The 26,662-nt window shown below is 41.6% G+C and carries 26 protein-coding genes; 14 read left to right on the top strand and 12 right to left on the bottom strand.

Annotated elements, in window-relative coordinates; all coding sequences use genetic code 11:
• The first annotated feature begins 15 nt into the window (after window positions 1-15).
• From IEV39_RS05580 to IEV39_RS05565, 4 genes are all read left to right on the top strand, one after another.
• On the top strand, window positions 16-1,203 hold the full coding sequence (locus tag IEV39_RS05580; protein ID WP_005230372.1) for an O-succinylhomoserine sulfhydrylase: 1,188 nt from the start codon (window positions 16-18) through the stop codon (window positions 1,201-1,203).
• A gap of 12 nt (window positions 1,204-1,215) precedes the next feature.
• Entirely contained in the window at window positions 1,216-1,545 is a 330-nt protein-coding gene (locus tag IEV39_RS05575; protein ID WP_004772118.1) for a YbaB/EbfC family nucleoid-associated protein, read from the top strand.
• A gap of 71 nt (window positions 1,546-1,616) precedes the next feature.
• On the top strand, window positions 1,617-2,213 hold the full coding sequence (gene recR / locus IEV39_RS05570; protein WP_005230374.1) for a recombination mediator RecR: 597 nt from the start codon (window positions 1,617-1,619) through the stop codon (window positions 2,211-2,213).
• Window positions 2,214-2,510: 297 nt separating this feature from the next.
• Window positions 2,511-3,653, top strand: coding sequence for a ribonuclease D (locus IEV39_RS05565; RefSeq protein ID WP_005285754.1), 1,143 nt, complete (start codon window positions 2,511-2,513; stop codon window positions 3,651-3,653).
• 24 nt (window positions 3,654-3,677) lie between these two features.
• On the opposite strand, the gene IEV39_RS05560 is transcribed toward IEV39_RS05565, so the two are convergent.
• The gene (locus IEV39_RS05560) at window positions 3,678-4,412 is read right to left on the bottom strand and encodes a class I SAM-dependent methyltransferase (protein WP_005285756.1); all 735 of its coding nucleotides are present in this window, start codon (window positions 4,410-4,412) and stop codon (window positions 3,678-3,680) included.
• 170 nt (window positions 4,413-4,582) lie between these two features.
• On the opposite strand from IEV39_RS05560, the gene IEV39_RS05555 reads away from it, so the two are divergent.
• From IEV39_RS05555 to aroC, 7 genes are all read left to right on the top strand, one after another.
• A complete protein-coding gene (locus tag IEV39_RS05555) occupies window positions 4,583-4,888 on the top strand; it encodes a YcgL domain-containing protein (RefSeq protein WP_005230383.1) in 306 nt (101 codons plus the stop codon).
• The gene (locus IEV39_RS05550) at window positions 4,881-5,267 is read left to right on the top strand and encodes a hypothetical protein (protein ID WP_005230385.1); all 387 of its coding nucleotides are present in this window, start codon (window positions 4,881-4,883) and stop codon (window positions 5,265-5,267) included. Before IEV39_RS05555 ends, IEV39_RS05550 begins: the two co-directional genes overlap by 8 nt.
• Before the next feature lie 35 nt (window positions 5,268-5,302).
• Window positions 5,303-6,154 (top strand): AAA family ATPase, encoded by an 852-nt coding sequence (locus IEV39_RS05545; protein ID WP_005230387.1) that lies wholly within the window; start codon window positions 5,303-5,305, stop codon window positions 6,152-6,154.
• Between the two features lie 12 nt (window positions 6,155-6,166).
• Window positions 6,167-7,354, top strand: a complete 1,188-nt coding sequence (locus IEV39_RS05540) for a vWA domain-containing protein (RefSeq protein WP_005230389.1) — start codon at window positions 6,167-6,169, stop codon at window positions 7,352-7,354.
• Window positions 7,355-7,396: 42 nt separating this feature from the next.
• On the top strand, window positions 7,397-8,602 hold the full coding sequence (gene trpB, locus IEV39_RS05535) for a tryptophan synthase subunit beta (protein WP_005285759.1): 1,206 nt from the start codon (window positions 7,397-7,399) through the stop codon (window positions 8,600-8,602).
• A gap of 125 nt (window positions 8,603-8,727) precedes the next feature.
• Entirely contained in the window at window positions 8,728-9,738 is a 1,011-nt protein-coding gene (prmB, locus tag IEV39_RS05530) for a 50S ribosomal protein L3 N(5)-glutamine methyltransferase (RefSeq protein ID WP_005285762.1), read from the top strand.
• A 13-nt stretch (window positions 9,739-9,751) separates the two neighbouring features.
• A complete protein-coding gene (gene aroC, locus IEV39_RS05525; RefSeq protein ID WP_005285763.1) occupies window positions 9,752-10,843 on the top strand; it encodes a chorismate synthase in 1,092 nt (363 codons plus the stop codon).
• Between the two features lie 111 nt (window positions 10,844-10,954).
• Here aroC and IEV39_RS05520 read toward each other — a convergent pair whose 3' ends face one another.
• Window positions 10,955-12,184: a GGDEF domain-containing protein gene (locus IEV39_RS05520; protein ID WP_005230393.1), complete on the bottom strand. Its 1,230-nt coding sequence runs from the start codon at window positions 12,182-12,184 to the stop codon at window positions 10,955-10,957.
• Between the two features lie 297 nt (window positions 12,185-12,481).
• On the opposite strand from IEV39_RS05520, the gene IEV39_RS05515 reads away from it, so the two are divergent.
• Window positions 12,482-13,228 carry an iron-containing redox enzyme family protein gene (locus tag IEV39_RS05515; RefSeq protein WP_005285764.1) on the top strand — a complete coding sequence of 249 codons (747 nt, stop codon included), beginning with the start codon at window positions 12,482-12,484 and terminating at the stop codon, window positions 13,226-13,228.
• A 105-nt stretch (window positions 13,229-13,333) separates the two neighbouring features.
• Here the strand turns inward: IEV39_RS05515 and IEV39_RS05510 are convergent, their stop codons facing one another.
• The 3 genes from IEV39_RS05510 to IEV39_RS05505 form a co-directional block, all read right to left on the bottom strand.
• A complete protein-coding gene (locus IEV39_RS05510) occupies window positions 13,334-15,562 on the bottom strand; it encodes a phosphocholine-specific phospholipase C (protein ID WP_005285765.1) in 2,229 nt (742 codons plus the stop codon).
• A 27-nt stretch (window positions 15,563-15,589) separates the two neighbouring features.
• A complete protein-coding gene (locus IEV39_RS18605) occupies window positions 15,590-15,724 on the bottom strand; it encodes a hypothetical protein (protein ID WP_264821943.1) in 135 nt (44 codons plus the stop codon).
• 250 nt (window positions 15,725-15,974) lie between these two features.
• On the bottom strand, window positions 15,975-16,673 hold the full coding sequence (locus IEV39_RS05505; RefSeq protein ID WP_005285767.1) for an NAD(P)H-dependent oxidoreductase: 699 nt from the start codon (window positions 16,671-16,673) through the stop codon (window positions 15,975-15,977).
• 128 nt (window positions 16,674-16,801) lie between these two features.
• On the opposite strand from IEV39_RS05505, the gene IEV39_RS05500 reads away from it, so the two are divergent.
• The gene (locus IEV39_RS05500) at window positions 16,802-17,827 is read left to right on the top strand and encodes a helix-turn-helix domain-containing protein (RefSeq protein ID WP_005285770.1); all 1,026 of its coding nucleotides are present in this window, start codon (window positions 16,802-16,804) and stop codon (window positions 17,825-17,827) included.
• A gap of 3 nt (window positions 17,828-17,830) precedes the next feature.
• Here IEV39_RS05500 and IEV39_RS05495 read toward each other — a convergent pair whose 3' ends face one another.
• The 7 genes from IEV39_RS05495 to IEV39_RS05465 all read right to left on the bottom strand — a co-directional run bounded on the left by IEV39_RS05495 (window position 17,831) and on the right by IEV39_RS05465 (window position 24,228).
• The gene (locus IEV39_RS05495; protein WP_005285773.1) at window positions 17,831-18,775 is read right to left on the bottom strand and encodes a phosphatidate cytidylyltransferase; all 945 of its coding nucleotides are present in this window, start codon (window positions 18,773-18,775) and stop codon (window positions 17,831-17,833) included.
• A complete protein-coding gene (locus tag IEV39_RS05490) occupies window positions 18,772-19,422 on the bottom strand; it encodes a lysophospholipid acyltransferase family protein (protein ID WP_005285775.1) in 651 nt (216 codons plus the stop codon). Before IEV39_RS05490 ends, IEV39_RS05495 begins: the two co-directional genes overlap by 4 nt.
• A 7-nt stretch (window positions 19,423-19,429) precedes the next feature.
• Entirely contained in the window at window positions 19,430-19,852 is a 423-nt protein-coding gene (locus IEV39_RS05485) for a hypothetical protein (RefSeq protein WP_005285777.1), read from the bottom strand.
• Entirely contained in the window at window positions 19,849-21,219 is a 1,371-nt protein-coding gene (locus IEV39_RS05480; RefSeq protein ID WP_005285779.1) for a phosphatase PAP2/dual specificity phosphatase family protein, read from the bottom strand. Before IEV39_RS05480 ends, IEV39_RS05485 begins: the two co-directional genes overlap by 4 nt.
• 12 nt (window positions 21,220-21,231) lie before the next feature.
• Window positions 21,232-22,980, bottom strand: a complete 1,749-nt coding sequence (locus IEV39_RS05475; RefSeq protein WP_005285781.1) for a bifunctional alpha/beta hydrolase/class I SAM-dependent methyltransferase — start codon at window positions 22,978-22,980, stop codon at window positions 21,232-21,234.
• 10 nt (window positions 22,981-22,990) lie between these two features.
• On the bottom strand, window positions 22,991-23,626 hold the full coding sequence (locus IEV39_RS05470) for a CDP-alcohol phosphatidyltransferase family protein (RefSeq protein WP_005285783.1): 636 nt from the start codon (window positions 23,624-23,626) through the stop codon (window positions 22,991-22,993).
• A 365-nt stretch (window positions 23,627-23,991) separates the two neighbouring features.
• A complete protein-coding gene (locus tag IEV39_RS05465) occupies window positions 23,992-24,228 on the bottom strand; it encodes a VF530 family protein (protein ID WP_003651786.1) in 237 nt (78 codons plus the stop codon).
• Window positions 24,229-24,861: 633 nt separating this feature from the next.
• Between IEV39_RS05465 and IEV39_RS05460 the strand changes: the two genes are divergently transcribed.
• Window positions 24,862-26,607: a ShlB/FhaC/HecB family hemolysin secretion/activation protein gene (locus IEV39_RS05460; protein ID WP_005285785.1), complete on the top strand. Its 1,746-nt coding sequence runs from the start codon at window positions 24,862-24,864 to the stop codon at window positions 26,605-26,607.
• The last annotated feature ends 55 nt before the right edge of the window (window positions 26,608-26,662 follow it).

Below are 26,662 nucleotides of genomic sequence, written 5' to 3'. Positions count from 1 at the left end.
AAGGCATACAAAACGATGAATCCAAGCGATGATTTAGAATACCAATTAGAAACACTGGCAATTCGCACAGGGCATGATCGTACCTCGGAAGGTGAACATAGTGAGCCGATCTTTTTAACCTCATCATTTGTGTGTGACAGTGCGGCGGATGCTGCTGCAAAATTCTCTGGACAAATTGCAGGTAATACCTATTCACGTTATACCAATCCCACCGTTCAGGCTTTTGAAAAGCGTCTAGCCGTATTGGATGGTGCAGAACGTGCCGTCGCGACCAGTTCAGGTATGGCGGCAGTCCATGCCATGTGTATGGCCTACTTAAAAGCGGGCGACCATGTGATTTGTTCTCGCGCAGTATTTGGTTCAATCATTGCCTTATTTGAAAAATATGTGGCGAAATTTGCGGTTGAAGTGACCTTTGTTGATCTGGGTGATCTTGAGGGCTGGAAACAGGCGATTCGTCCAAATACCCGTATCTTATTTATCGAAACGCCGTCGAATCCTTTGGCACAAGTCGGTGATATGCAGGCGATTGCCGATATTGCCCATGCCAATGGCGCTTTATTTGCCGTTGATAACTGTTTCTGTACCCCTGTATTACAACAACCGATTAAGTTTGGTGCGGATTTAGTGCTTTATTCAGCAACCAAATATATCGATGGTCAGGGCCGTGCGCTTGGTGGTGCAGTAGTCGGTAAGCATGACTTGCTTGAAGAAGTAAACGGCGTGATTCGTACTTTGGGTAATTCCATGAGTCCGTTTAATGCATGGATTTTCTTGAAAGGCCTTGAAACGCTTAGCATTCGTATGAAAGCCCATTGTGAGAGTGCGCAAAAGCTGGCTGAATGGTTACATCAGCACGAAAAAGTGGAAAAAGTCTATTACGCAGGTTTACCTGATCATCCTGGACATGAACTCGCGAAAAAACAACAAAAAGGTTTTGGCGGTGTCGTATCCTTTGTGGTGAAAGGTGAACGTGAAGGCGCATGGACAGTGATCGATAATACGCGCTTCTTGTCGATTACCAGTAATCTGGGTGACGTTAAGTCAACAATTACACATCCAGCAACCACCTCACATGGTAGAATGTCGGCAGAAGCTAAACAAGCTGCAGGAATTGAAGAAGGTTTAATTCGTGTGTCTGTTGGTTTAGAAGACATTGATGATATTATTCGCGACTTATCACGCGGTTTAGATTTAATTTAACGAGAGAAACTTATGAACATTAATATGCTCATGCAGCAAGCTCAGCGCATGCAAAAAGATATGGAAACTAATCTTAAAAAAGCCAAAGAAGAGCTTGCAAATACTGAAGTTCATGCGGAAGCAGGCGGTGGTTTAGTTAAAGTAACCATGACGTGCCGTAATGTCGTTAAGCGTATCGAAATTAGTCCTGACCTGTTACAAGACGAAGCAGACATGATTGAAGATTTGATTGCTGCGGCAATGAATGATGCTGCACGTCAGGCAGAAGCAATTTCAGAAGAAAAACTTCAAGGTGCAAACTCAGGTATGGGCTTACCACCAGGTTTATCTGGCCTATTCTAATTGAGTATTCCTCAAGCACTCGATCAGGGTGCTTGGGGAATCTTTTTTTCTACAAATAATCGAGTTAATTTGTGTTTAGTGAACGATTTGAACAACTGGTTCAAGCATTACGTATTCTGCCGAGTGTTGGCCCAAAATCAGCACAGCGTATGGCATTGCATTTATTAATGAAAAATCGCGAAGGTGCCTTTGCACTGTCTTATGCTTTACATGAAGCTTCCAGCCATATTCATGAATGTCGTATCTGTCACTCTTTAACAGAACATGATGTCTGTGATATTTGTGCTTCGGTAGAACGTGATGAGCAATTGCTGTGTGTGGTTGAATCACCAGCAGATGTTATGGCGATTGAGCAAAGTGGCAGTTTCCGCGGTAAATATCACGTTTTGGGTGGACATTTGTCACCTCTAGATGGAATTGGCCCAGAAGAAATCGGGATTCCTTACCTGATTCAGCGTTTGAGCGAAGGACAGATTCAGGAAGTCATTCTGGCGACCAACGCGACAGTAGAAGGCCAGGCAACCGCACATTATCTGGTTGAAGCGACCAAACATTTACCGATTCAGATGACCCGAATTGCACAAGGCGTACCGCAAGGTGGTGAGCTGGAATATGTCGATAGTCATACCTTAAGTCAGGCTGTACACAACCGAATGCGCATGAAATAACAGCTTTCTTGGCATTTTCTTATATTTATTTTAAATTCATGCTGTTAATTTAAACAAATAATTAAATTTTACATTTTGTCTAACATTATCGTAGATCTATTTACGATGATTTGTGGCACTATGAGCTGGCGAAAAGGATTTTCGTTTTTTGATGAAATGGAGAGAGGAGTAATTTCATGTTTTATATGTGGAATACCAATTAAATTTTTTTTGTATTTTGTTTTTAGTTAAGCAATGCCTGATCTTGGTTAGATCACTCTATTGCGTATGGTTCTATATTATTTTACTTGAGCACACATGTTTCAGTTTATCCAGCAGCAACAAGATTTAGCTGTTCTCCTTAGCCAGATGGAACAGTGTTCTGTCTATGCACTTGATACCGAATTTATCAAGGTCGATACCTTATATCCCAAACTTGGTGTTTGCCAAATCAATTTAAATGGCCAGATTCTGTTACTGGACGGTGCAGCATTGGATCTGACCCATTTCTGGCCAAAGATTTTTGCTGCTCAACAGAACATTTTCCATGCCTGCAGTGAAGACATTGACTTGATCTATCATTATGCAGATCAGAAACCCTTGAATAATGTGTTTGACACCCAGGTCGCAATGGCATTTCTGGGGCATGGTTTACAGGTCAGTTATCAGAATGCATTAAAGACCTGTCTTAATATCGATATTGAAAAAGACCAGACCCGTTCAGACTGGCTGGCAAGACCACTGTCGCAGGAGCAAATGAGCTATGCGGCAAATGATGTCATCTATTTAAGCAAGCTAGCAGATACCCTCAAAACTGACCTGAAAGCGAAAGGGTTGTATCAATACGTACTGGAAGACTGTCAGAATCTCACCAAGGAGATTGCAACGGAAACACCATTGCCAGAACTTTATACCGACATTGGTAACTACCGCCATTCACGCCGTGAGTTGATGCAACTGCAGCAGTTGAGTATCTGGCGAGAGCAGATTACCAAGGCCTTAAATCAACCACGCAGCTTTATTCTTCGCAATGGCACCATGATTGATCTGGTTGAAAAGAATCCGCGGAATACCTTTCAGCTTGCCCAGATCAAGGATATCCGGCCGAATGTGATCCGTGAGCATGGTAAAACCATTCTGGATTTATTGAAATTCTTACCGCCTGAGAATGAATGGCCTTTACGCATGGCACGTCCCGTCAAGAGTAATTCAAAAGAAGTGGCACCTAAAATCGATGCTTTAATTGCAGATGTTGTGCTTCAGACCGGAATCCCGAAAGAAGTATTGCTGCGTAAGAAATGGATGAATGCCATCTATGATCATGTGGTCTTTCATCGGGATGAGCAGAGCTTGCCGCATTATCTGATGGGCTGGCGCTATGATCTGCTGACTCAACCCTTGATTGCCTTATTACGGGAAGATATTGAGTATCTGGCTACTCAGATGAAAATTGCCCGTTAGTGTTTTGAAAAAAGAGCTAAGTGATTAGCTCTTTTTTTTGGCCTTGATGATCAGCATCATGGGCCGTCTTCGTTCATCCTGCCAGCCCATCTTTTCAATCATTTCATCGCTAGGCAGTGGTTCAATCAGGGCGGTGATTTCAAAACCTGCTTTGAGTAAAGCCATGACATGGGTTTCGAGGGTGCGGTGATATTTCACCACAGGGGTGCCCAGAAACCGTGTTTCTCTTTGGCCTTCTACAAAATAATGGTCCACCGGCCAATACAGTGGCTGTTTCTCATGACTATAAATCCAGTCTTGCTGCGCACGTGCGGTAAAAATCGGGTGCTCGACAGAATAATAGAGTTCGCCCTGTGGCACGAGCAGTTGAGCCGCTTTTTCGAATACAGCATCCAGATCTTGCACGTAATGCAAGGCCAGTGAACTGATGATCAGGTCAAATGATGCTGCTTCAGCGATAAAAGTTTCAATCGAGCTATGTTGGTAAACCACATTTTTTGCTATATTTAACTGACGTGCTTTTTCTAGCATTTTAGTGGATAAATCAATTCCGGTCACAGAGCTCGCACCTTGATCAGCAGCATGTTGACAATGCCAGCCATAGCCGCAGCCCAAGTCCAAAACCGTTTTATTGTTTAACTCTGGTAGGTGTGCTTTAAATGCCGACCATTCACCAGCAGCGTGCAGGCCATATACCGAACGAGGCATTTTTGAATATTCAGTAAAAAATACAGGATCATCATATTTGTTTTGTTGCATGACTGTTCCACTAAAAAATCAGTGTTTGATTATGGCATTCTAAGACACGGCATGGAAATAAGGGCTAAGGTGGCGAAAGAAAAAAGTCGACTCTGGCGTTAACAATCCTTAATGTATCCATTTTTATTTTCATGTATGCTGTCTTTGATTGTTAATAGATGTGAGTAAACATGCACTGCGATATTTATAGATCGAGCAAGAAAGATGAAATGTATATGTACATTGCTCGTCCAAATTATCCTGATGACAAGGAACAAGAGAACCCGTTTGAAGGTGTTCCAGAAAGCGTTTTACAGGCCTTCGGCAAAGCCACCTTTGTGATGCATTTAGAACTTCATAATGAGCGAAAACTTGCACGTGCCAACGTTTTACATGTTTTAGATTCATTGAATACCAAAGGCTTTTTTATTCAAATGCCGCCTGAAGGACTCATCAATCCAAATGCGGTAGAACCAGAGGGCTTACGCGGTGCTTGAAACTTTAACAGCAATCTGGTCGAACATTCTCTCGGTACTGGATCAGTTTCCTGAAGAAAATGTCGCGATCATTGTTTATGTTACGGGGACGCTCATTGCATTGTGGTGCTGGTATCGTTTGATGTCACGTCTGCCCAATCCGATTGGTGGCATCCTGTGGATCGTGGCTTTTGCAGTTCTTGCAACGCCAACGATTTCAGAAGGTCCGAATTCAGCCCTTGCCCCTGCAATTTTTGGTCTGATTTTTGGTGTGCTGACCAAAGAGCATGTCTTGATCTGGTCAAATCTATCATTGATTTTATTTGTCATTGGTACAGGGCTACTGATTGGCTTCTGCTGGTCAAAATACACTGCAAATAAAACTGCACGTTCAGTTTAGATACTAAGTTAAATATAGAAAAATAAGGTTTTTAAATGTCTGCTGATACACAACACTTCGCCGGTACAGATCAATATATCGCGACCGATAGCTTAAAACTTGCAGTGAAAGCTGCACGTGCCCTACAAAAACCATTGCTGGTCAAAGGGGAGCCGGGTACAGGGAAAACCTTGCTTGCAGAACAAGTGGCTGCCAGTCTGGGTTTGAAGCTGATTACCTGGCATATCAAATCGACCACCAAAGCCCAGCAAGGTTTGTATGAGTATGATGCGGTGTCGCGATTACGTGATAGCCAGTTAGGTGATGATCGTGTCTATGACATTAAAAACTATATCAAGCCGGGTAAATTGTGGGAAGCATTTACCAGCGAAGAGCGTTGTGTCTTGTTAATTGATGAAATTGACAAGGCAGATATTGAATTCCCGAATGACTTGTTGCATGAACTCGATAAAATGTCGTTTTATGTCTATGAGACAGGCGAGACCATTACTGCCACACAACGCCCGATCGTGATTATTACCTCGAATAATGAGAAGGAATTGCCAGATGCTTTCTTGCGTCGTTGTTTCTTCCACTATATCGAATTCCCTGATGAAGCGACCATGCGCGACATCATTGCAGTCCATTTTCCGAATATCTCCAATACACTGGTCAGTGAAGCGTTGCAGGTGTTCTTTAAATTACGTGAAATCCCGAATTTGAAGAAGCCACCATCAACCTCAGAGCTGATTGACTGGTTAAGCTTGTTGATGGCGGATGATATGCCGGAAGATGTACTGCGTAATCATGACAAATCGAAAGCGATTCCACCATTATATGGTGCCTTGATCAAGAATGAACAAGATGTGCAATTACTTGAACGTTTAGCCTTTATGTCACGTCGTTAAGAGTACTGAGCAATGTTTGTGCGACTGTTTTACACCTTACGCAAATATGGCGTACCGGTCACGACACGTGAGCTCATTGATCTCAATCAGGCAGTAGCTTCAGGTCTTGTGTTTGCAGATCAGGACGAGTTCTATCAGTTGGCGAAAACGGTTTTAGTCAAAGATGAACGCTTCTTTGACAAGTTCGATCGTGCCATGAAAGATTACTTTGATGGTATCGAAACCTTTGATCTGGATGAATTGCTGAAACAGGTTCACAAGTTACCGAAAGACTGGTTCGATCTTGAACTGCTGGAAAAGCATCTGACGCCTGAACAACGTGCGGAATTACAAAAAGCCGGTTCTCTGGAAGAACTGATGAAAATGCTGGAAGAGCGTTTGCGTGAACAGCATAAGAAACATCAGGGCGGCAACCGTATGGTTGGCACAGGTGGTACTTCACCTTTTGGCGCCTTTGGTGATCATCCTGAAGGTGTTCGCATCGGTGGACCTGGGCGTAAACGTTCGGCGGTGAAAGTATGGGAACAGCGTAAATACCAGAATCTGGATGATGATCAGGTGCTGGGAACCCGCCAGATGCAAATCGCCTTGCGTCGCTTACGTAAGTTTGCCCGTCAAGGGGCTGCTGAAGAACTGGATGTGGATGGCACCATCCGTGAGACCGCCAAACAGGGCATTCTGGATGTACAACTGGTGCCTGAACGTCGTAACCGTATTAAGGTATTGATGCTATTTGATGTCGGCGGTTCGATGGATGCCTATATTGCTGAATGCGAGAAGCTGTTTAGTGCAGCCAAATCCGAGTTTAAAACGCTGGAATATTTCTATTTCCATAACTGCCTGTATGACTATGTCTGGAAAGACAATCATCGCCGTAGTGCAACTCGTATGAATACCTGGGATCTGTTTCATACCTATGGTCGTGATTATCGCGTTATTGTGGTGGGTGATGCCAGTATGGCACCGTATGAGTTAAAGTCGGTCGGTGGTTCGGTTGAGTATATGAATGATGAAGCGGGTGAAGTGTGGCTGAGACGTTTACGCCAGCATTTCGATAAAACTGCTTGGTTGAATCCTGAAATGGAAGGCTATTGGCATTACACCCAGACCATTCACTGGATTAAAGACATTTTTGAAAATCATATGTTTCCGATGACGCTGAAAGGTATCGAAGACATGACGCGCTACTTATCGCGTTAATATTTATATTAAGACGACAACTTTATAAGAACAGGAATAATGATGGAACATCAAATAAATGGCGTTGCATTGCCTAATGAAGCGGGTTTCTTTGGAAATTTTGGCGGTCAGTTCATTCCACCTCACTTAAAAGAGGCGATGGATGAGATCAATGCGGCCTATGAAGAGATTCGCCATACGGCCGAGTTTCAGGATGAGCTGAATGACCTATTCAAAAACTATGTCGGTCGGCCAAGTCCATTGTTTCATGCCAAGCGTTTATCTGAACAACTGGGTGGCGCACAGATTTATCTGAAACGTGAAGATTTAAACCATACCGGTGCGCATAAGATCAATCACTGCTTAGGTGAAGCTTTACTTGCCAAGTATATGGGTAAAACCAAAGTCATTGCCGAGACAGGTGCAGGACAGCATGGCGTGGCGCTGGCAACGGCTTGTGCCTTGGTCGGTATTCCGTGTGAAATTCATATGGGACAAGTGGATATCGAAAAAGAGCATCCCAATGTCGTAAAGATGAAAATATTGGGTGCAAAACTGGTTTCGGTGACTCAAGGAACAGCCACTTTAAAAGATGCAGTCGATAGTGCCTTTGAAGAATATTTAAAAGATCCGAAAAGCTATATCTATGCGATTGGTTCAGTAGTGGGTCCACACCCGTTTCCTAAAATGGTACGTGATTTCCAGTCAATTATTGGCAAGGAAATTAAAACCCAATCTAATGAGCATTTTGGTCAGAATCCTGATTATGTAGTGGCCTGCGTCGGTGGTGGCTCAAATGCGATTGGTGCATTTACTGCATTTTTAAACGAAACTGATGTCAAACTGGTGGGCGTTGAGCCGGCAGGTCATGGTCTGGATACCGATAAGCATTCTGCAACACTGACTTTGGGTAAGCCGGGGCAGATTCATGGTATGGCGTGTTATGTACTGGAAGATGAGCACGGTGAACCGTTACCAGTGCATTCGATTGCATCAGGACTGGATTATCCAGGTGTCGGGCCACAACATAGTTACCTGAAAGAGCTGGGCCGTGTGCACTATGAAACGGCGACGGATCAAGAATGTCTTGATGCATTTATGACCCTTTCACGGGTGGAAGGGATTGTACCGGCACTGGAAAGTTCACATGCCGTGGCATGGGCTTTACGTGAAGCCCCTAAAATGGAGAAGAACATCAAGATTGTGGTCAATCTTTCGGGCCGTGGCGATAAAGACTCGGACTATGTGGCAGAAAAGCTAGGCCTATAAGTTCTGACTGAATATCTCATGTTAATAGACCGCTTCTTGTAGAGAGGCGGTTTTTTTATTGTTAAATCAATCTTAATCCCGTTAGAATAAAGCGTTTTGCAATTAGCACTTTTGGAGACGCCTAAGTGGAGCGACCGACAATCAGCCCTGAACATTTACAAGAAGCGGCTGAAAACCTAGTAACCATTCGAGATTTTATCCGTTTTGGGGTAACCGCAATGCGTCAATATGACGCACACTTAGGTCAAGGGACTCAGGACTATTTTGCCGAGAGTGCTGCATTGGTACTACAAACATTGTCACTTGAGTGGAAAGCGGATGCTGAGATTCTTGATGCGAAGTTACTACCAAGTGAAAAAGCGGAATTCCTGAGCTTATTAGAACGTCGTATCAATGACCGTATTCCAACCTCATATTTATTAAATCTGGCGTATTTCTTCAATAAGCCATTTTATGTCGATGAGCGCGTGCTGATTCCACGTTCACCCATTGCCGAGTTGATTGAACAGCGTTTTGCACCATACTGCCTCAATGAGAATGGTCGTATGCTGGAAGCGTTAAACAACTTACCTGAAAATAATAATCCAAAAACGCCGCAACGCATTCTGGATATGTGTACGGGTTCAGGTTGTATCGCGATTGCCTTGGCTTATGCTTATCCGGATGCCGAAGTGGATGCAACGGATATTTCCAAAGAAGCGTTGGAAGTGGCTTCAATTAATACCGAGCATCATGATAAGCAATATCAGGTGGCTTTACTTGAATCAGATTTGTTCTCGAAAATTCCAGCTGAAAATCAATATGACCTGATCGTGAGCAATCCGCCATATGTCGATGCCGAAGATATGGCTGATTTGCCGGAAGAGTTCTTGCATGAGCCTGAGCTTGCCTTGGCTGCGGGTCAGGATGGTCTGGATCTAGTTCGTAAAATGCTCGCTCAAGCGGCAGATTATCTAACAGAAGATGGCTTGATTGTAATTGAAGTGGGTAATTCTGAATGGGCAATGCGCCAGAACTTCAACACCGTTGACTTCCATTGGCTGACTTTCCAGAAAGGTGGTTCTGGTATTTTTGCTTTAACTGCTGAACAATGCCGTCGTTATAAAGAATTATTTCAGCAATCCGTTCAAAATTAAGAGGCGATAAAACATGGCAGGGAATAGTATTGGGCAACTGTTTCGAGTAACAACCTGTGGTGAGTCACATGGTGTTGGCTTGATGGCAATTGTCGATGGGGTGCCACCTGGTCTTGAGCTTTGTGAAGCCGATTTGCAAAAAGATCTTGATCGCCGTAAACCAGGAACGTCAAAGTTTGCCACGCAACGAAAAGAACCGGATCAGGTCGAGATTATCTCGGGTGTGTTTGAAGGTAAAACTACAGGCACATCAATCGGTTTGTTAATCCGGAACACCGATCAGAAATCCAAAGACTACGGCAATATTGCCCAAACTTTCCGTCCGGGCCATGCGGACTATACCTATACGCAAAAATACGGCTTCCGTGACTATCGTGGTGGTGGTCGTTCAAGTGCGCGTGAAACTGCAATGCGTGTTGCTGCGGGTGCGATTGCCAAGAAATATCTTGCTGAAAAGTTTGGTATTGATATTCGTGGACATGTCACCCAAATTGGTAATGAAGTTGCAGAAAAACTGGATTGGGCGGAAGTACCGAATAATCCGTTCTTCTGTGGCGATGTGGATGCCGTTCCGCGTTTTGAGCAGCTGGTCACCGCTTTACGTGAGCAAGGCACCAGTTGTGGTGCCAAACTTGAAATCGTGGCTGAAAAAGTACCTGTGGGTTGGGGCGAACCTGTATTTGATCGCTTAGATGCAGATATTGCCCATGCCATGATGAGTATCAATGCGGTTAAAGGCGTTGAGATTGGTGACGGTTTTGCAGTTGCTGGGCAGTTTGGTCATGAAACCCGTGATGAGCTGACCACAGACGGTTTCCTTGCCAATCATGCTGGCGGTATCTTGGGAGGGATTTCCAGTGGACAGACCATCCGTGTTGCGATTGCTTTAAAGCCGACTGCAAGTATTACCACGCCAGGTAAAACCATTACCATTGATCGTAAAAATACCGATGTATTGACCAAGGGTCGTCATGATCCATGTGTGGGTGTACGAGCAACGCCGATTGCTGAAGCGATGCTGGCGATTGTATTAATGGATCACTTTTTAAGACATCGTGCTCAAAATGCCGATGTGGTTGCTCCCTTTAAACCCATCGAACCTTAATATAAAAAAGATTAAGCCACACAAATAATTTATTATATGTGTGGCTTAAGTCTCATTATCATTCAGTTTAAAATTAAAGTAATTTAACCTGTATTTAATAATATACATCCATTATAAAGTTTCGGAAATTATATTATTAGTTGACGCAATATGATATTGATTGCGACCATTACTTTTCGCGATATATAACGCATGATCCGCTTGCGCAATAAACTCTGACAGGCTATCTCCAATTTTCGGCATCATGGTAGCAACCCCCACACTGATGGTCACATATTTGGAAACCTGACTTTTGGGATGGGCAATCCCAATATTATTAATAATTTCCATCAATCGTTTGACTTGTACTAGTGCCTGTTCGCGATCTGTCATGGCAAACAGTAGCAAGAACTCTTCTCCACCATAACGCGCTGCCAGATCACCACTACGTGAGGCGATAGAGCCGAGCATGATCGCAATGCGCCGTAAACATTGATCACCCTGGATATGCCCCAGCGTATCGTTATAGAGCTTAAAGAAATCGATATCGATCATCATGATGGTGATTGGTAATCCATGGCGTGTGGCACGTTTCCATTCATTCTCCAGCACCTCATCCAGATAGCGGCGATTGGCCAGACCGGTTAAGGCATCCTGTTGAGACAGAATCGAAAGCTGCTGCGCCTGTCGCATCAGTTCTAAACGGTTGAGCTCAATCATGCAGTTTTGCAGATAGTTTTCACGGTGTTGCCGATCGGTGGCGTAGGCGAGAGCCATGCCCAGAAAACTGCTGAAGGTATAGGTGCGGTTCAGGAAGGTCCAGTCGATGGCACCACTGAGCCAGGTACTGGCAATAATCCCGATCAAACCGCCGACCCAGCCGGCAATAATCGCCGTATAGAAGCGCATACCAACGAAACCATAGATGATCACCACGGCATACATCATGGCGGCATGGAACAGAACGTTGTTTTGTCCTTGCTCGAGTACGTTAATGATCGTAAACGAAATGGCCACGGCGCCCATGGAACCAATGCAGACATAGTGATCAAACCATTTATTCATCATGGGCAGGAAAGACAGCATCCATGCCAAGGTAATAATGATCCCAACCCAGCCATAGGTTGCCATCCAGGTGATCCGCAGGTCTGTCGGTAGGACCTGATAGATACCGAAGCTTAGAAATAGATATAAACCTAAAATAATAGGGGCGCGATAACGGAACTCATGCGCAGCCTCATTTCTGTACTGATCACGATAGATCACTTCTAATTCTTTAGGAAACCAAACTAAATTTAGCCCGCGAGAAATTAACAAGTCGATTTGTTCTTGTCCCAATATATTGGAAGCTTTCAACTTCATCTTATCTCTCACCACTCCCAAAAATGTTCTTATAAATGTCAAAATAGGGATTATTTTTTTACTACGTTACACTGATTTAAAAGGAATGTGTATTAGATTATAAAAAAATATTAATTTTTAAATAATAAGCATTGCCTAAAATAATGATTCAAGCTTAAATTAGATTCAAGAAATAAAAAGCTGTTACAAATTAAACGGCAATCGATTGTATCTTGCGGGTATTGAGCTACAATTTATAAAAAAGCATCGATCATGGTCAATGATTGAATTAAGTCATACGAAATAGGATGCATCGCAATGACTGCTATGAATCAATATGGAACAAAACTGGAAATCACACCTCACTCCGAATGGGCGCAACAGTTCTGGGATGACCTGTTACCTGCGAAAGAGCGAGTAAGCAAACACCCACTATTCACGGATATGGCCAATGGCTCATTAAGTCTGGAATGTTTTCGTTCGGCCTTATTGAATTTTTATCCTTTGGTGGCCCATTTTCCATCCTATATGGCCGGATCATTGGCGAAGGCCACCTCATTTGAACTGGATGGGGTAACTGAAACCCGAGACTGGCTGATCCAGAATATCAAGGTGGAAGAACGGCATTTAAACTGGTATCAGGACTGGGCGGGGGGCTTTGGTCTGACAGTTGAGATGTTGAATCAAGTAAAGCCACCTGTGGCCATGAACGCAGTCAATCACTTTTTGTGGGATGTTAACTTCCGGGGGACACTGGCTGAAAGTATTGCAGCAACCAATCTTGCGATTGAATGGGCAACAGGCGACTGGACCATTCAGGTGTATAAAGGGATTCAGGTATACACTCAACATCCGGAAGTCAATATCAACAAGCGCTCTTTAGCGTGGTTAAGAGCGCATGCGCATTATGATGATTTGCATCCCTATGAAGCGATGGAGCTGATTAAACGGCTATGCGATAAAGACCCTGTACTGCAGCAAAAGGCTTTTCTGGCTGCTCAGGAAGGTCTGGCCTATTATGAGTTGGCTTTGGATGAGTGCTATAAGTTACAGCATAAGAATTAAAGACTGTTGAGTATTCAGTTTTATAAATAATGGATATCCAGAAGTGAAACCTCCTCGGTTTTGCCTAAAACCGAGGAGGTAACAGTCATTCTTCGAGGAAAAGTCTTAAACCATCGCAGGGTCACTGACCGAATCTTCACCTGTTTCGACTCGACCTGCAAAGCGACGATAAAACTTGGCTTCCTGTGTGCAGGTTACTGCGAAGTCGTACCAGTGTCCGGTATCAGCCAAGTCCCAATGTTGAGTAGAGCTCTGTCCTGCTTTTACGGCGATTTTGAGGGCAGGGTCAGTGCGATATGCCACAGGGCTAATCACCAGTTCAATATCCTGCGTTCCTGAATTATTCAGGTCGACATAAACATTGCCATTGGCAATATCATAGCAAACCCGAATCTCGGGATTGATGCGTAAATCCTGATTACGATTCAGGTCACCTTTGAAATGTCGATGAAAGCCATTGGGGCCCAGCACCCACAGATCATATCGCCCCTGATTGTCTTTTTGCGCATTCCAAACATCATCCAGACTTTTACCTGCTTCTACAATATAACGGCGCGGAACCCGATTTAAATTTAATGTGTCGTAGACATGAAAGACCGCACCTTGGCTGCCTGTATTTGAAAATAGTAGCTTGACCGTTCCATCGTTCAGGCAACGTGCACTGGTATGTAGTTCATAAGGCAGTGCTTTAGAACGACGAATACCGCTGACCTGAATGGGCAATTGTAAATTGCTGGGAATAGGTACATTAGGTAGTTTTTGTTGTGCATCACGGAGTTGATCGGCTTGCTCTCTGGTTTGTTTGCCGTTGAGTTGCGGTAACACCTCTTCATTCGGGGTTTTAAAGTTAAAGGCGGAACTGAGATCACCACAGATGGCCCGGCGATACGGGCTGATATTGGTTTCTTTAACACCAAAACGTTTTTCCAGAAACATCAATACCGAGGTATGGTCAAATACTTGAGAGTTCACAATTCCCCCACGACTCCAAGGTGAAATCACAAACAGGGGAACACGAGGACCTGGCCCATACACCCCCTTGTCTTTTTCAGGTTGGCTAGTACTACCCGGTGGAGCATCATGCACATAGTATTCATGACGCATATCGGTCTGGCTTAGCGTTGATTTACCTGCATACGTGTTATCCGCTTGTAATGTCGGTGCTGAGGGAGAGGGAACATGATCAAAATAACCATCATTTTCATCAAAATTGATCAGGAATACGGTTTTGCTCCACACTTCAGGCACTGCTGTTAATGCATCTAAGATTTCCTGAATAAACCAGGAGCCTTGTACTGGGCTAGATGGGCCAGGATGTTCACAATAAATGGACGGGGCATTGATCCAAGATACCTGTGGCAATTTTCCAGTTTTGATATCATTTTTAAACGCATTCAGGAACTCTTCAGGCGTATTACCCGGCAAGGTATTGGCAATGCCTTTATACAGTGGATTCTTGGCATTATCGGTTGTTGCATCATAGGCTTTGTACGGCAGTTTTTGTGCAGCCTTGTTATAAGGACTATTGGGTGCGCCACCACTGGAAACCGGATAGCCCGACTCGATATTGGCTTTTCTAAAGGTGCGGAATGCACCTAACATGTTATCGCCCCATTCATCAGGCATATTTTGATAACAAATCCAGTTGATTCCAGCTTCTTCGAGTCGTTCCGCATAGGTTTTCCATGTATAACCGACATCAACCGTTTTGGGATCACCATCAATCCAGTCCCATTCATTATTCACAAATGCGGTACTGGTTGGGACTGCACCATTGGTTCCGGTCAAATGGAACGAACGATTGGCATCTGTACCGGTATGCATGGAACAATGGTAAGCATCACAAATCGTAAACGCATTGGCCAAGGCAAACTGATAAGGAATTTCCTGTTCCTTAAAATAACCCATGGCATAGTCCGTTTTATAGCTTGGCCAGTTGGTCATACGACCATTGTCCCAGGCTTTTTGGCTATCGACCCAAGTATGGTGAGTGCCGGGCGCACGTTGGGCATTATTGCTGGAACCATCTAAATGGAATGGAGTTAACAGGGCACCATTACTGCGTTGTTGCTGCCAAACTGTACGACCATTCGGTAATGGAATGGTGAGGCGATCAGCAAAGCCCCGGACCCCTTTCAGTGTGCCAAAATAATGGTCGAATGAGCGATTTTCCTGCATCAGGATCACCACATGCTCAACGTCCTGAATCGTTCCGGTTTTATTGTTAGCCGGAATCGCTAGAGCTTTTTGAATACTTGCTGGAAAAGTGGTTAAAGCGGCAGCACCAAAACCTGTTTTAAGTGTGTTTGCTAAAAATTGACGGCGATTAATCACGCGATTTCCTCTTATTGTTCTTTATGGTTATGGTGCACAGCGCATCACAGGTTTTTTGGCATCATCAGGTTTCGCTGCAACCTGATCGTCATTTGAATCATTACAGGCGGTGAGTGCCAATAGCACGGGAACAATTGCAAGGCAGGGGAGCCATCGTTTCATTTTTTGTAACATCTGCTTCATCCAGAATAAAGATGTCAACACTCTAGGCAGTGCTGATGACAGCATGGTGTCATCTAGATGAAGATTCCTTGACGTTTCATCGCTATATGAATGAGGAATAGAAGATGGAGCATGCGAATTTAGATGGGGGGAATACTCACCCATCTAAAGTGATAGGGATTTGATCAATGCCAGCCATATGATGGACAGTCAACTGCTTTGACTGTCCATGGAGAGCTGAATTTTTGAATTAAAGCGGATGCATCTTGTCATCAAAATTTTCGAGTATTGGAAACTCAAGCGGCTGTAGCGCATCGAGTTGAGACACATAGTGCTCAAAATCAATTAGCAGTTTTTGTCGGGCTTCGTTGCTGATATAGGGTACGTGATAAGCGATAAAGGGCGGTAACACTTCAAACCCGGCATAAGCCAATGTCCCACGCTGGATCGGTGCAAGATAATGTTCAATCGGCCCGTGAATGGCATTTTCACCAAACATATGCTCACGACCACCTAACGTTAAACACAGCATGGCTTTTTTCCCACGCATACCGCCGTGGTTGTAAAAGCGTTTTCCGCCATAAAATAGTCCTGATACAAATACACGGTCAATCCAGCCCTTTAAGATGGCGGGAACGGAAGTCCAGTACAAAGGAAAGCTCAATATTAGCAGGTCTGCACGTTGTACTTTTTCAAGTTCGGTCTGGATATCCGGTGAAAACTGCTGATGCTTGAAGGCATGACGCTGTTCTAAGGCATAATTTAGGTAATCAGGCTGGTTTAAGCTTTCAAAATCATCTTGAGAAGCCACAGGGTTAAAATTCATGGCATACAGGTCAGAAAGTTCAACGTGATGGCCGAGTTTTTCAAATGTTTCCTGTGCTTTATTCTTTAACGCTGCGGTAAACGATAAGTTTTCTGGATGGGCATGAACAATCAGTATATTCATTGGTAAGTCACATTCATAAACACATTTTAGATAAATCAACTATGCCGAAAAGCTTAAAACTGGCATAGTTCATAAGCTGCCAATATTTACCATTTCACGCCAATTTATCCTTAAGTCATGGAACGAGAATGAATCCAGAATTACCCGGAAGCTATGTCAACTTATTGGTTGATGTCGTTGGAAAGTGGAATGTTTCACCTCAGCAAATGCTGGCTGGTACAGGCATTCAGGTCCAAAAACTGGATGCGCCATTTTGGTATGTTGACCTGAATATCTTCAATTATTTACTAGAGAAAGCAGCTACATTAACCCGGGAACCTGCAATTAGTTTATACCTTGCCCGAGACATGCGGGTGTCTTGCTATGGCAATGTAGGAATAGCGGCGACCACCGCACCTACCTTAGGCGATGCGATCGAGATTTTAGAGCAATTTATTGGTTTACATTGTGCCGTTTTTAAACCTCGGCTTAGGATTGATGGGGAGAGAGTGCATTTATATTTTGCTCAGCCTTTATCTCAGGAGCGATTAAATCAGCATGCCACTTGTTTTCTGATATTTGGTTTTGGACAAATTCTGCAAAATCTTGCTCAAGTTAATCTGGAAATTGATTATAAATTTCAGCAAGATCAGCCTGATTTTTATAAAAGAATCCATCCAGACAAGAATTCAAACGTAGCGTTCTCTACTGAAGCGGATTGCCTGACTTTTAAGCAAGAATACTTACATTTACCCCTCAAAACTGCAGATGCCATGCTTGCGCGTTTAAGCAGACAACAGTGCCTGCAGGATGCACAGAAACTGGCAAAAAAAAGGATGGATAAGGATCGTCTGGATGCTGTGATTAAGGCCATGATTTATGATGAACATGAGGGCTTTTTATCGATCAAACAAGTTGCAGGGAAACTGCATATTTCAGAAAGATCATTGCAACGGCAATTGGCACAGCAGCAAACAACGTTTCAGACGTTATTGGCTGAAGTGCGTAGACAGCAGGCCGAGTATTTATTAAAACAGCCAAAGATCACTATTCAAGAGGTGGCAGATCATTTGGGCTATGCGGATATTTCTCATTTTTCACGTGCATTTAAACGCTGGACCAATGTGACGCCTAGGTTCTATCGGGAAGTAAGCATTGGTCATTCTTCGTATTAAGAGTTAGCTCCACCAATAGCGTAGAATATGGAAAAAGATCGGCGCAGAGAAACAAATTGAATCGATACGATCTAACATGCCGCCATGACCTTGAATCAATTGTCCCCAATCTTTTACACCCCGGTCACGTTTGATGGCTGACATTACCAGCCCTCCAAAGAAACCAAAAATACATATAATCAAGCCGATCAAAGCTGCTTGCCAGTAATTAAATGGGGTGAGTGATGACATCAATACACCCAGAGCTGTTGCCAGAATGATACCGCCAATCAGGCCTTCTACGGTTTTTGATGGAGAAAGTGTCGGCGCTACTTTATGTTTTCCAAAAAGTTTGCCACAAACATATTGCAATACGTCAGAAGCTTGAACCACCATAATCAACCAAATCGCCAACCAAATTTTTTCACCTTTAAATTCGGGTAAATCGAGGTTTAACAGGGCAGGGACATGGGAAATACAGAATACGCTTACCATTAAACCCCACTGAATCTTGGCACTCCTTTCCAAAAAGTGTGTAGTATCTTCGAGCTTTAGACTGGCAATGGGAATAAGTAAAAAGACATAAAGCGGAATGAAAATCGAAAATAGTCCGTACCAGTTGGTATAGACCAGATAGTATTGATAAGGAATAACAAAGTAGAACGCGATCAGCAAAGGCAGATAGTCACCACGCCGTGTGGGTAATAAGCTAATAAATTCGCGTAGCGCAAAAAATGAAATGACACCAAACAAGATAATAAAAGCGGTTTTACCCAATAGAATGGCTACCGCCAAGACAATCAGCATGATCCACCAGGCATTGATACGGGCATTCAAGTTATCAATCACTGGGGATGGCTTTGTTCCAGCTTTTTGTTTGAGAATAAAGCCAATACTTGAGGCAACGATTAAAATCACGGCAAAGATTGCAAACAGTAGATAGGTTTGTTGTAGGTTGTCCAGACTCATTGATTCTCTGCCTCTTTTAATTTTAATAATTGCTGCTGAGCATGTTTTAAAAACTGCTCTTTATCTGAGAATTGATTGAGCACTAAAGGTTTGCCGAAGATAACCGTAGAAAGTAGGGGTAAAGGAATAAATGCACCTTTGGGCATCACCCGTTTTAGGTTGGAAATCCAGACAGGTACGACTTCAACATTGGGGAACTGTTGGCTGAGATGATATAGACCACTTTTAAATTCAAGTAGTTCGATATCATCATTTAAGTTCCGAGTTCCTTCTGGAAAAAAAATAATGGAATAGCCTTCCGTCAAGACATCTTTCACCGGCTGTAACGGATCTTGCTGATCACTACGATTACGTTGGATGGTCACACCGGAAAATGTATCTTGGATTAAAAAACGTCTAAATCCATCTTTTAGCCAATAATCAGACGCTGCAATTGGACGAGTTTTTCGACGAATGTGAATTGGTAAGGACGACCATAATAAAATGAAGTCAATATGACTATTATGGTTAGCATAGTAGATACGTTGTTTAAGTTCGGGCTCACAACCTACCCACAAGCTTCGTGCGCCTGTCAGTAAACGAGCACCGCGACGGGTAAGAAATGCGATAAAACGAGCAACGGTTTGCGTGATTATATTTTTTTTCATTCAAGCTTCATCTATGCGCTAATTTATAAAAAAGGATAATAAATAGAGAATATTGTATTAAGACAATAGCAACCTGTATTTTCAAGAGTCTTAAGCAACCTTTGAAGCGTTCAGGCCAATCACGACCTGTTTTACTGGAGGGCACCAATTTCAAATTTAATAGCGATTGATCCAGTTGCTGAGTAAGACTTTCTATCTCCTCAGACCGCTCAATCATATGCTGTACCAGACCGCGATCAAACTCAATCCGAATAAATAGATAATGGTGAAGCGCCAATAAAGCACTAACAAGTAAAAGAGGAATTATGATCTGCATTTTCGAAAATAAAGATAATGCGATGATGGAGAAAATAAAAGCTAAATATCCTGATTTTAAGAGACTCTGACTTTGCTTGAGTAATTGGTTAACTACGACAAAATTCATTTTCATTGCTGTATCTCCTGAGCGAGCAGCTCTTGGAAACATTTAATTTCAGTAATATGTATCTCACTCAAAACAATCCAGGGACGCGATCGTTGAATTAGAGTAATGGCTTCATCAACTCCAGAGACATAGTTTTGCTGTAATAACCATGCAATCAATACACTACAACTACGTGAATAGCCAAGCGCGCAAAAGATCAGAACTTTATGTGTTCGATTGGTTTGTATCAAAGGTTGCATAAAACGGTCAAATGTTTCTGCGGCTAATAGTAATTGTGTGCTCTGCATAGGGATTAAATCTAAGGTCTTCAATTTTTCATAGTGTTGTACATGCTGATTTACCGCCAATTCAGCACAGCAGTCAAATAAAGCATCGTATTGTCTGGTGTGTTTCGCAGATGGGATACGACCAAGATAAACCTCTACGCCGTTGAGCTGCAGAACCAGAGAGTCTTGTGGGTGACGACGGGTCCACAATCGACTATTCAACCATGCAAATAGAAAATAGGGTGCCAATAACATCCATGAGGCAACCGTCATTTGACCGTTTCGTTGTTTTTGAAAAATATGAGGCCGAACTGTGAAATAGGCCAGGGCTACCAAGAACAGGGAAATGGCTGGATATAACATCCATAACCAAATATCTTTAAATAAAAATGCAGGTATAATACACAGCAAGGCACCGATTAGATAAAAAGTACCTAATTTTAAGTGTTTAGGTGTAAATTGCTGTACAGAATCTTTCTGATAAGGTGCTTTCACTGAGAGTGGAAATAGCCATAAACATAGCGAACCAGCCAATAAACCCAAAGGTATATCAATAAAATGATGCTGCCATGTGGTTAAGACGGACAGTCCGATTAACAACGACCAAATATGAACTAACCAACGATATTTCGGATTGATATGACGACGATAAAAATCCCACAGAATAACCAGTAAGACGATATGCAATGACGGCGCTTGGTTAAAGGGTTTATCAAAACCCATCAGCACCTCGAACCACAATCCAAAAAAACCCTGTAACTCCGCACGATCAAAACTGAATTTTAAGGGGTAAATTAAAAAGCAGCTGATAGAAATAACCTGAGCTGTAAATAGCCTAAGCATATGTTGTCTTAATTCAAATTTATTCCAGCACAATAGCAAAGATAAGCCATAAAAAAGGTCAATCGACCAATAAGGCACAATCGTCCAGGCCCAAAGAGGAATATGATGCTCCCATGAAAAAACAATACTTGGAACATCGTTTAGGCTGGATGCATATTGATTTGCAAAACCATAGGTTAAAAAGAAAAATGGAGCTAAAAAGACTAAGCAGAGTAGTCCCCATTTCCATGTACCTGATTGGCGGTCTAAAATATTATTTTGCATAAAAGTCTTTGTTTAAATTTTTTGAGCAACCGAAACTGTAAAAATTCCAAATTCATCAATACATTGATCTACTTTTTTAAAGCCCGCCTGTTCAACCAGTGCATCCATTTCAGCTTGTGAGCGTAAACGCATGACCCAGGCATCACCTTGACGATGCGAGGTGAGAGCACGTGCAATAAACTCTTGTTGTGGGTGCCAGATTTGCCCCGTGTAAATCAGGAAGCCACCTTGTAACATGGCCTGATGAATACCTGAGAGTGATTGTCTTAATAAGTCATTATCACTAAACAGCTCATAAAGTCCGGATACAATGACTAAATTTGGCTTGGGCTTAACTTTGGCCAATGATGCAGTATCAAACGCATCGCCTAATTCAAATTGAGCAATATTGTCCAGTTTCCGTTCTTGAATCAATGCTGTGCCTGATTCGACATTTAACTCACTATAATCTCGCAATAATACCGATTTAGGTGGCGTTGCGAGCTCACTGACTGCATCTAAAATATATCGGCCATGACCAGCAGCAATATCCAGAATTCGCACATCCTTACGTTGTTTAGTCAAAATTTTTGCATATTTTGCCAATAACTGCTCAATATGCTGTTTACGCACGCGGATACCACGCCAACCAATTGCATTCAAATACTGCTGGTCAATGATATTGCCCAGAATATTCTTGCTTTCACCTTGATTTCGATAGACAAAATCTAAGGTGCTGCCGGAGTCATAACCCGTATCTTCACCAATCTTCAGGCCATGTGAGAATTTACTGCCGAGTTTTAAATTGCGTTTGGTTAAGTTCCAAAACAAATTCTTGATTGAAGAAGCGGGCAGTGGACTACTGAGTTGCTCGGCAGTTGCACAGCTTGAACCAATTTTATCGGCATTCAGTACATCTGGAGCCTGATAATCTTCTGAAAAGCTTTGCAAAATAAAACGGCGGATTTTTTCGATTGCAATATGACGATCTTTTTCACCTAAGGTATCGTGATAAAAACCTTCCAGAATATGAAACTCTTTACGTGGATGAGGAAGTTTTTCATAAAATTGTTGTTGTGGCTTACGGAATACGACAAAGTCTGATCCAGAACATAAAACTTGAGTGGGAACAAAGATATTCTGTGCGTCATTTATGATACGTTCCGATGCTGCATATAAGCCTAAAAGCATTCTTACAGAAATGGCCTTGGCGATCTGCGGATCTGTATCGTAGGTTTTTGCACGCTCAATATCATGCGTTAACATGTTCGCTTTTACATAACTGGTAATAAAGAAATTACCTTTAAGTTTGCTTAAGACCGATAAACCTGTTTTTGCAAATGGTACATAGAGTTTAATGTCAAATGCAGGTGAAGCGAGACATAAAGCTCTGATTTTTGGCGCATAATCATGCACCCATGTTGCAGCCAAAACAGCCCCAACGCTTTGACCAATGACGGCGATATTGGTTGATAGAATGTTATACGTCGATTCAATATGTTGTACAAAAGATTGAATATCTTTCACACAAGCAGAGAAACTTGGTGCATCACCACGTAAACCAGGTGAGTCTCCATGTCCGCGTGCATCCCATGCAAAGAAATCAAACTCTGGCAAATTAAGCTCTTTGACTAAATGTGCCATACGTCCCGAATGTTCATGGCCGCGATGGAATAAGATAATTGCTTTTTTAGTGTCATGTTCTATAGCAGCTGGCCAATATTGATAAGCTAATTGGTTATCATCATGAGTAGTAAATACATGTTTTTGTGAGACTTGCATCTGATTTTCCTTAGATTTTAATACTATTTTTAATCCGGTTATAAATTGTCAAAATCAACAGTACTGCAATAAAAAGAAGTATTCCATTGCAGAAATAAAATATTGAATTTAAATAGTTATTTTCTTTTAAATACGAACTGAAACTGACACATAGTGCAATTAAACTAAACCAAAATGCACGATCACTTTTACCCATAGGACCATCATAACGGCGTTCCTGACCAATTAAAGGTGCCATAACACCCGCATATTCACTCAGAATCGCCAGAAATACAACCACTCCCAATAGGAAGGAATTAATAAAGGCTAAGCCCAAAAAACATAGGTAAAGTGCTGAATCGGAGATGACATCGCAGATTTCATTTAAATAAGCGCCAAGTTTTGTTTGTTGATTAAACTCACGTGCGAGCATGCCATCAATGGCATTAAATCCCATACGAAGGAGCATCCATACCGGAAATAACAAAAACAGGATTACAGGCTGGTGGTTGATAGACACATAGTATAAAGCGATTGCTAGCATTACAGAGATGAACATCGCTGAAAGGGTAATTTGATTGGCTGTAATTTTTTTTAAATAAAGCCATTTCACAAATGGACGAAGTAGGTTTTGAAATGTAGGTTTAAGTTGGTAAATTGAAGGCATTGTTATTAATTTAGACATATTTATATAATGAAAACATTGTGTTTAATATTTAAGATTATGTCAACAAACATTGTAATCTAAGACCAAAAAGTAATTATAAAAGTGTTTAGATATCAGTTTGTTGAATTAATTCTACTGCACTTATATCCACCTGAAATCTAGTTCAAAATTTAATTTATGTTTAATAAACAACAAATTTAATTACTTAGAGCATTAAAATTATAACTTATAAAATATTTGGTTCATGAACCTAGCTATGAATACATATTTTCCTACTAAAAAGATCTTAAGAATAGACTAATTTTTTTTAGGAGAGTGGTGGCAGTCCACCACTCATTAAAATGCTGAAGTCAGGGTTTTGATAACTATGATTTCTGTTTGGCTTTTTGGCGTAAGACATATAAATATAAGCTTTCTACTTTTTCACGCGCCCATGGCGTGGTACGCAAGAATCGTAACGATGACTTAACACTTGGATCTATACAAAAACATCTAATTTCAATTTTACGACTTAAGCCTTCAAAGCCACCGTAATAATCCAATAACTCATCCAAAATATCAGCAAGTTTTTTGCCGTGTAGAGGGTCATTGGAGGCATTCATAATAGATCAACTATATTTGGGGAGACCATCATTATAACCTGAGCTAGTTGAAAAATGAGAGGGTTAGCATTTAAGCGTAATTTACATAGAAAGTTATAGCTTATCTTTTCTATTAATGTGTACTGAAATAAGCAGGAGACATTCACTTGGGCGATTCTAGTCAGCCGACTTGTAAAAATCTTCTGCCATTTAATTTAGTGTCTTAAAATCTAGACCTTTGTTTTTATGGAATGAGAACTCGAAGTCAGCAACGTGAATATCTACGATCATAATTCACGTTGCTGAGTTGTAGCTACAAACAATGACTTGCGTAGCAGTGCTACTCAGGCTACAGCCTTTAGATACTCTATTTAACTTATGTTCACCTAAAATCTAGTTCATAAGTTATTTTTAAAATATATTTATTAATTTCAATGTATTAAATAAAAATAATAGTAGGTTATTAAAATCAAGTTCATGAACTTAGGCAAAATCATAAATATCCAATAAATTTATATTCCAAAATCAAATAAAAGACTGTTCTGTATATTTAACACCCACTTGATAATGATTTTCATTTGTATGTATTGTGAAATATGTAAATATTGTATAAATTTCGCATGATTTTTTGTTAAATTTAGTTAAACAATAGCAATGTATAAAAAAGTAATCCTTGGCTGTTTGTTGGGCTATATTCCTATTCTTAGCTTTGCAGTAGAAGACGTTTCTCTCCCAGAAGTAATTCGACAAGATCAACGCTTAAATGAATTAAAGAAACAACTTCTTGAGCAAGATCCACAAATAGCACCGCAACAGAAACAATCTCATCGTTATACGATACAAGATATAGTTGTAGAAGAAACTCCTTGCTTTCCGATTAACAAGATCACACTTTCAATAAAAAATAATCTTAACCAACAGTACCAAGCTGATGATTTTTCTTACTTAATAAAAACGCTTAACAATCATAAAAAGGGAATAATTGGTAAGTGTATAGGTACGCAAAGTCTTCAAAATCTCGTTCGCTATTCTCAAAATGAATTGATGAAACGGGGGATGATTACTAGTCAAATTACAGCTCTACCTCAAGATTTGAATACTGGCCTTTTAGAACTACAACTAGAACTTGGTCGATTGCATAGAATTATTAGAGCAAATGAACAACCCTCAAAATTAGAACTTAATAGCGCATTACCGTTTAAAGAAAATGATGTCCTCAATTTACAACAATTAGATCAAGGTTTAGAAAATCTAAAACGTACCACAAACCGCACTTTAGATATTCAAATTATTCCAGCCTCAACTGAAGAACAGACAGAACTTAATGGCTATAGTGATTTACTGATAAAGGCAGAGCCATTGAAAAAGCTCAACTTTAATATTGGTGTAGATGACTCGGGTAGTGAGACTACAGGAAAATATATTGGAAATATTGGTATTGGCCTAAATAGCCCATTTCATCTCAATGATGCTTTTAATCTGAATTTTAGTCATTCTTTGGATGATTTTAAAAAGAATAGGAACCAAAACTATTTTATTAGTTATCAAGTTCCTATTCACAATTATGAATTAAATGCCAGCTTTAACCAATCAGAATATGACCAATATGTGGCAGGTTATAACTCACCGATTCTTTATAGTGGTAAAACGCAGCAGAGTAATTTGACACTATCACATCTTTTAAGTCGTGGGAGCCATTATAAGACTAGTCTTTATGGAAAAGCCTATCATAAGCGTAGCCAGAACTTTATTGAAAATATTGAGGTCGAAGTACAACGTCGTCAAACCTCAGGCTGGAATATTGGATTACAACATCGTCAATATTTTGGCGTGGCCTCATTAGATTTTGGTCTGGATTACCGTCATGGTACAGGGGCTCTTAATGCAAAACCTGCAGCAGAAGAGCAAATTCGAGATATCTATGGCAACTTACGTCCTTCCGAAGGTTATGCACGGGCTCCACTTTGGAGTGCAGACCTACGTTTAAATTATCCCTTCCAAATTTTAGATTATCCAGTGCAATACCGTTTGAGCTGGAAAGGTCAATACGCGCCAAAAATCCTAGTTCCACAAGATCGTTTCTATATTGGTGGAAGGTATAGCGTAAGAGGATTTGATGGAGACATCATGCTTTCTGGTGATAACGGACATTATCTACAGCAAGAGATGAGCTTTAACTCCTCAATCCCCAATACACAGTTTTATTTCGGTATTGACCAAGGTTGGGTCAATGGTCGAAACAGCATTCCTGACAATAGACATCTACTTGGTACTGTCTTTGGATTAAGAAGTTATTACCAAGGTATTTATTTAGATGCTTTTGCAGGTCATGGGCTCATTGCGCCCAAAAATCTTGATAAGGATTGGGTAACGGGCTTTAGCCTGAGTTACTCATACTAAGTTATTAGATTTACTGATTTATTTAAACTATCACTTTAGAATATAGCTGAACCCA

Source organism: Acinetobacter courvalinii, from assembly GCF_014635545.1.
GTDB lineage: Bacteria > Pseudomonadota > Gammaproteobacteria > Pseudomonadales > Moraxellaceae > Acinetobacter > Acinetobacter courvalinii.
This window is presented reverse-complemented; position numbering and strand designations above follow the sequence as displayed.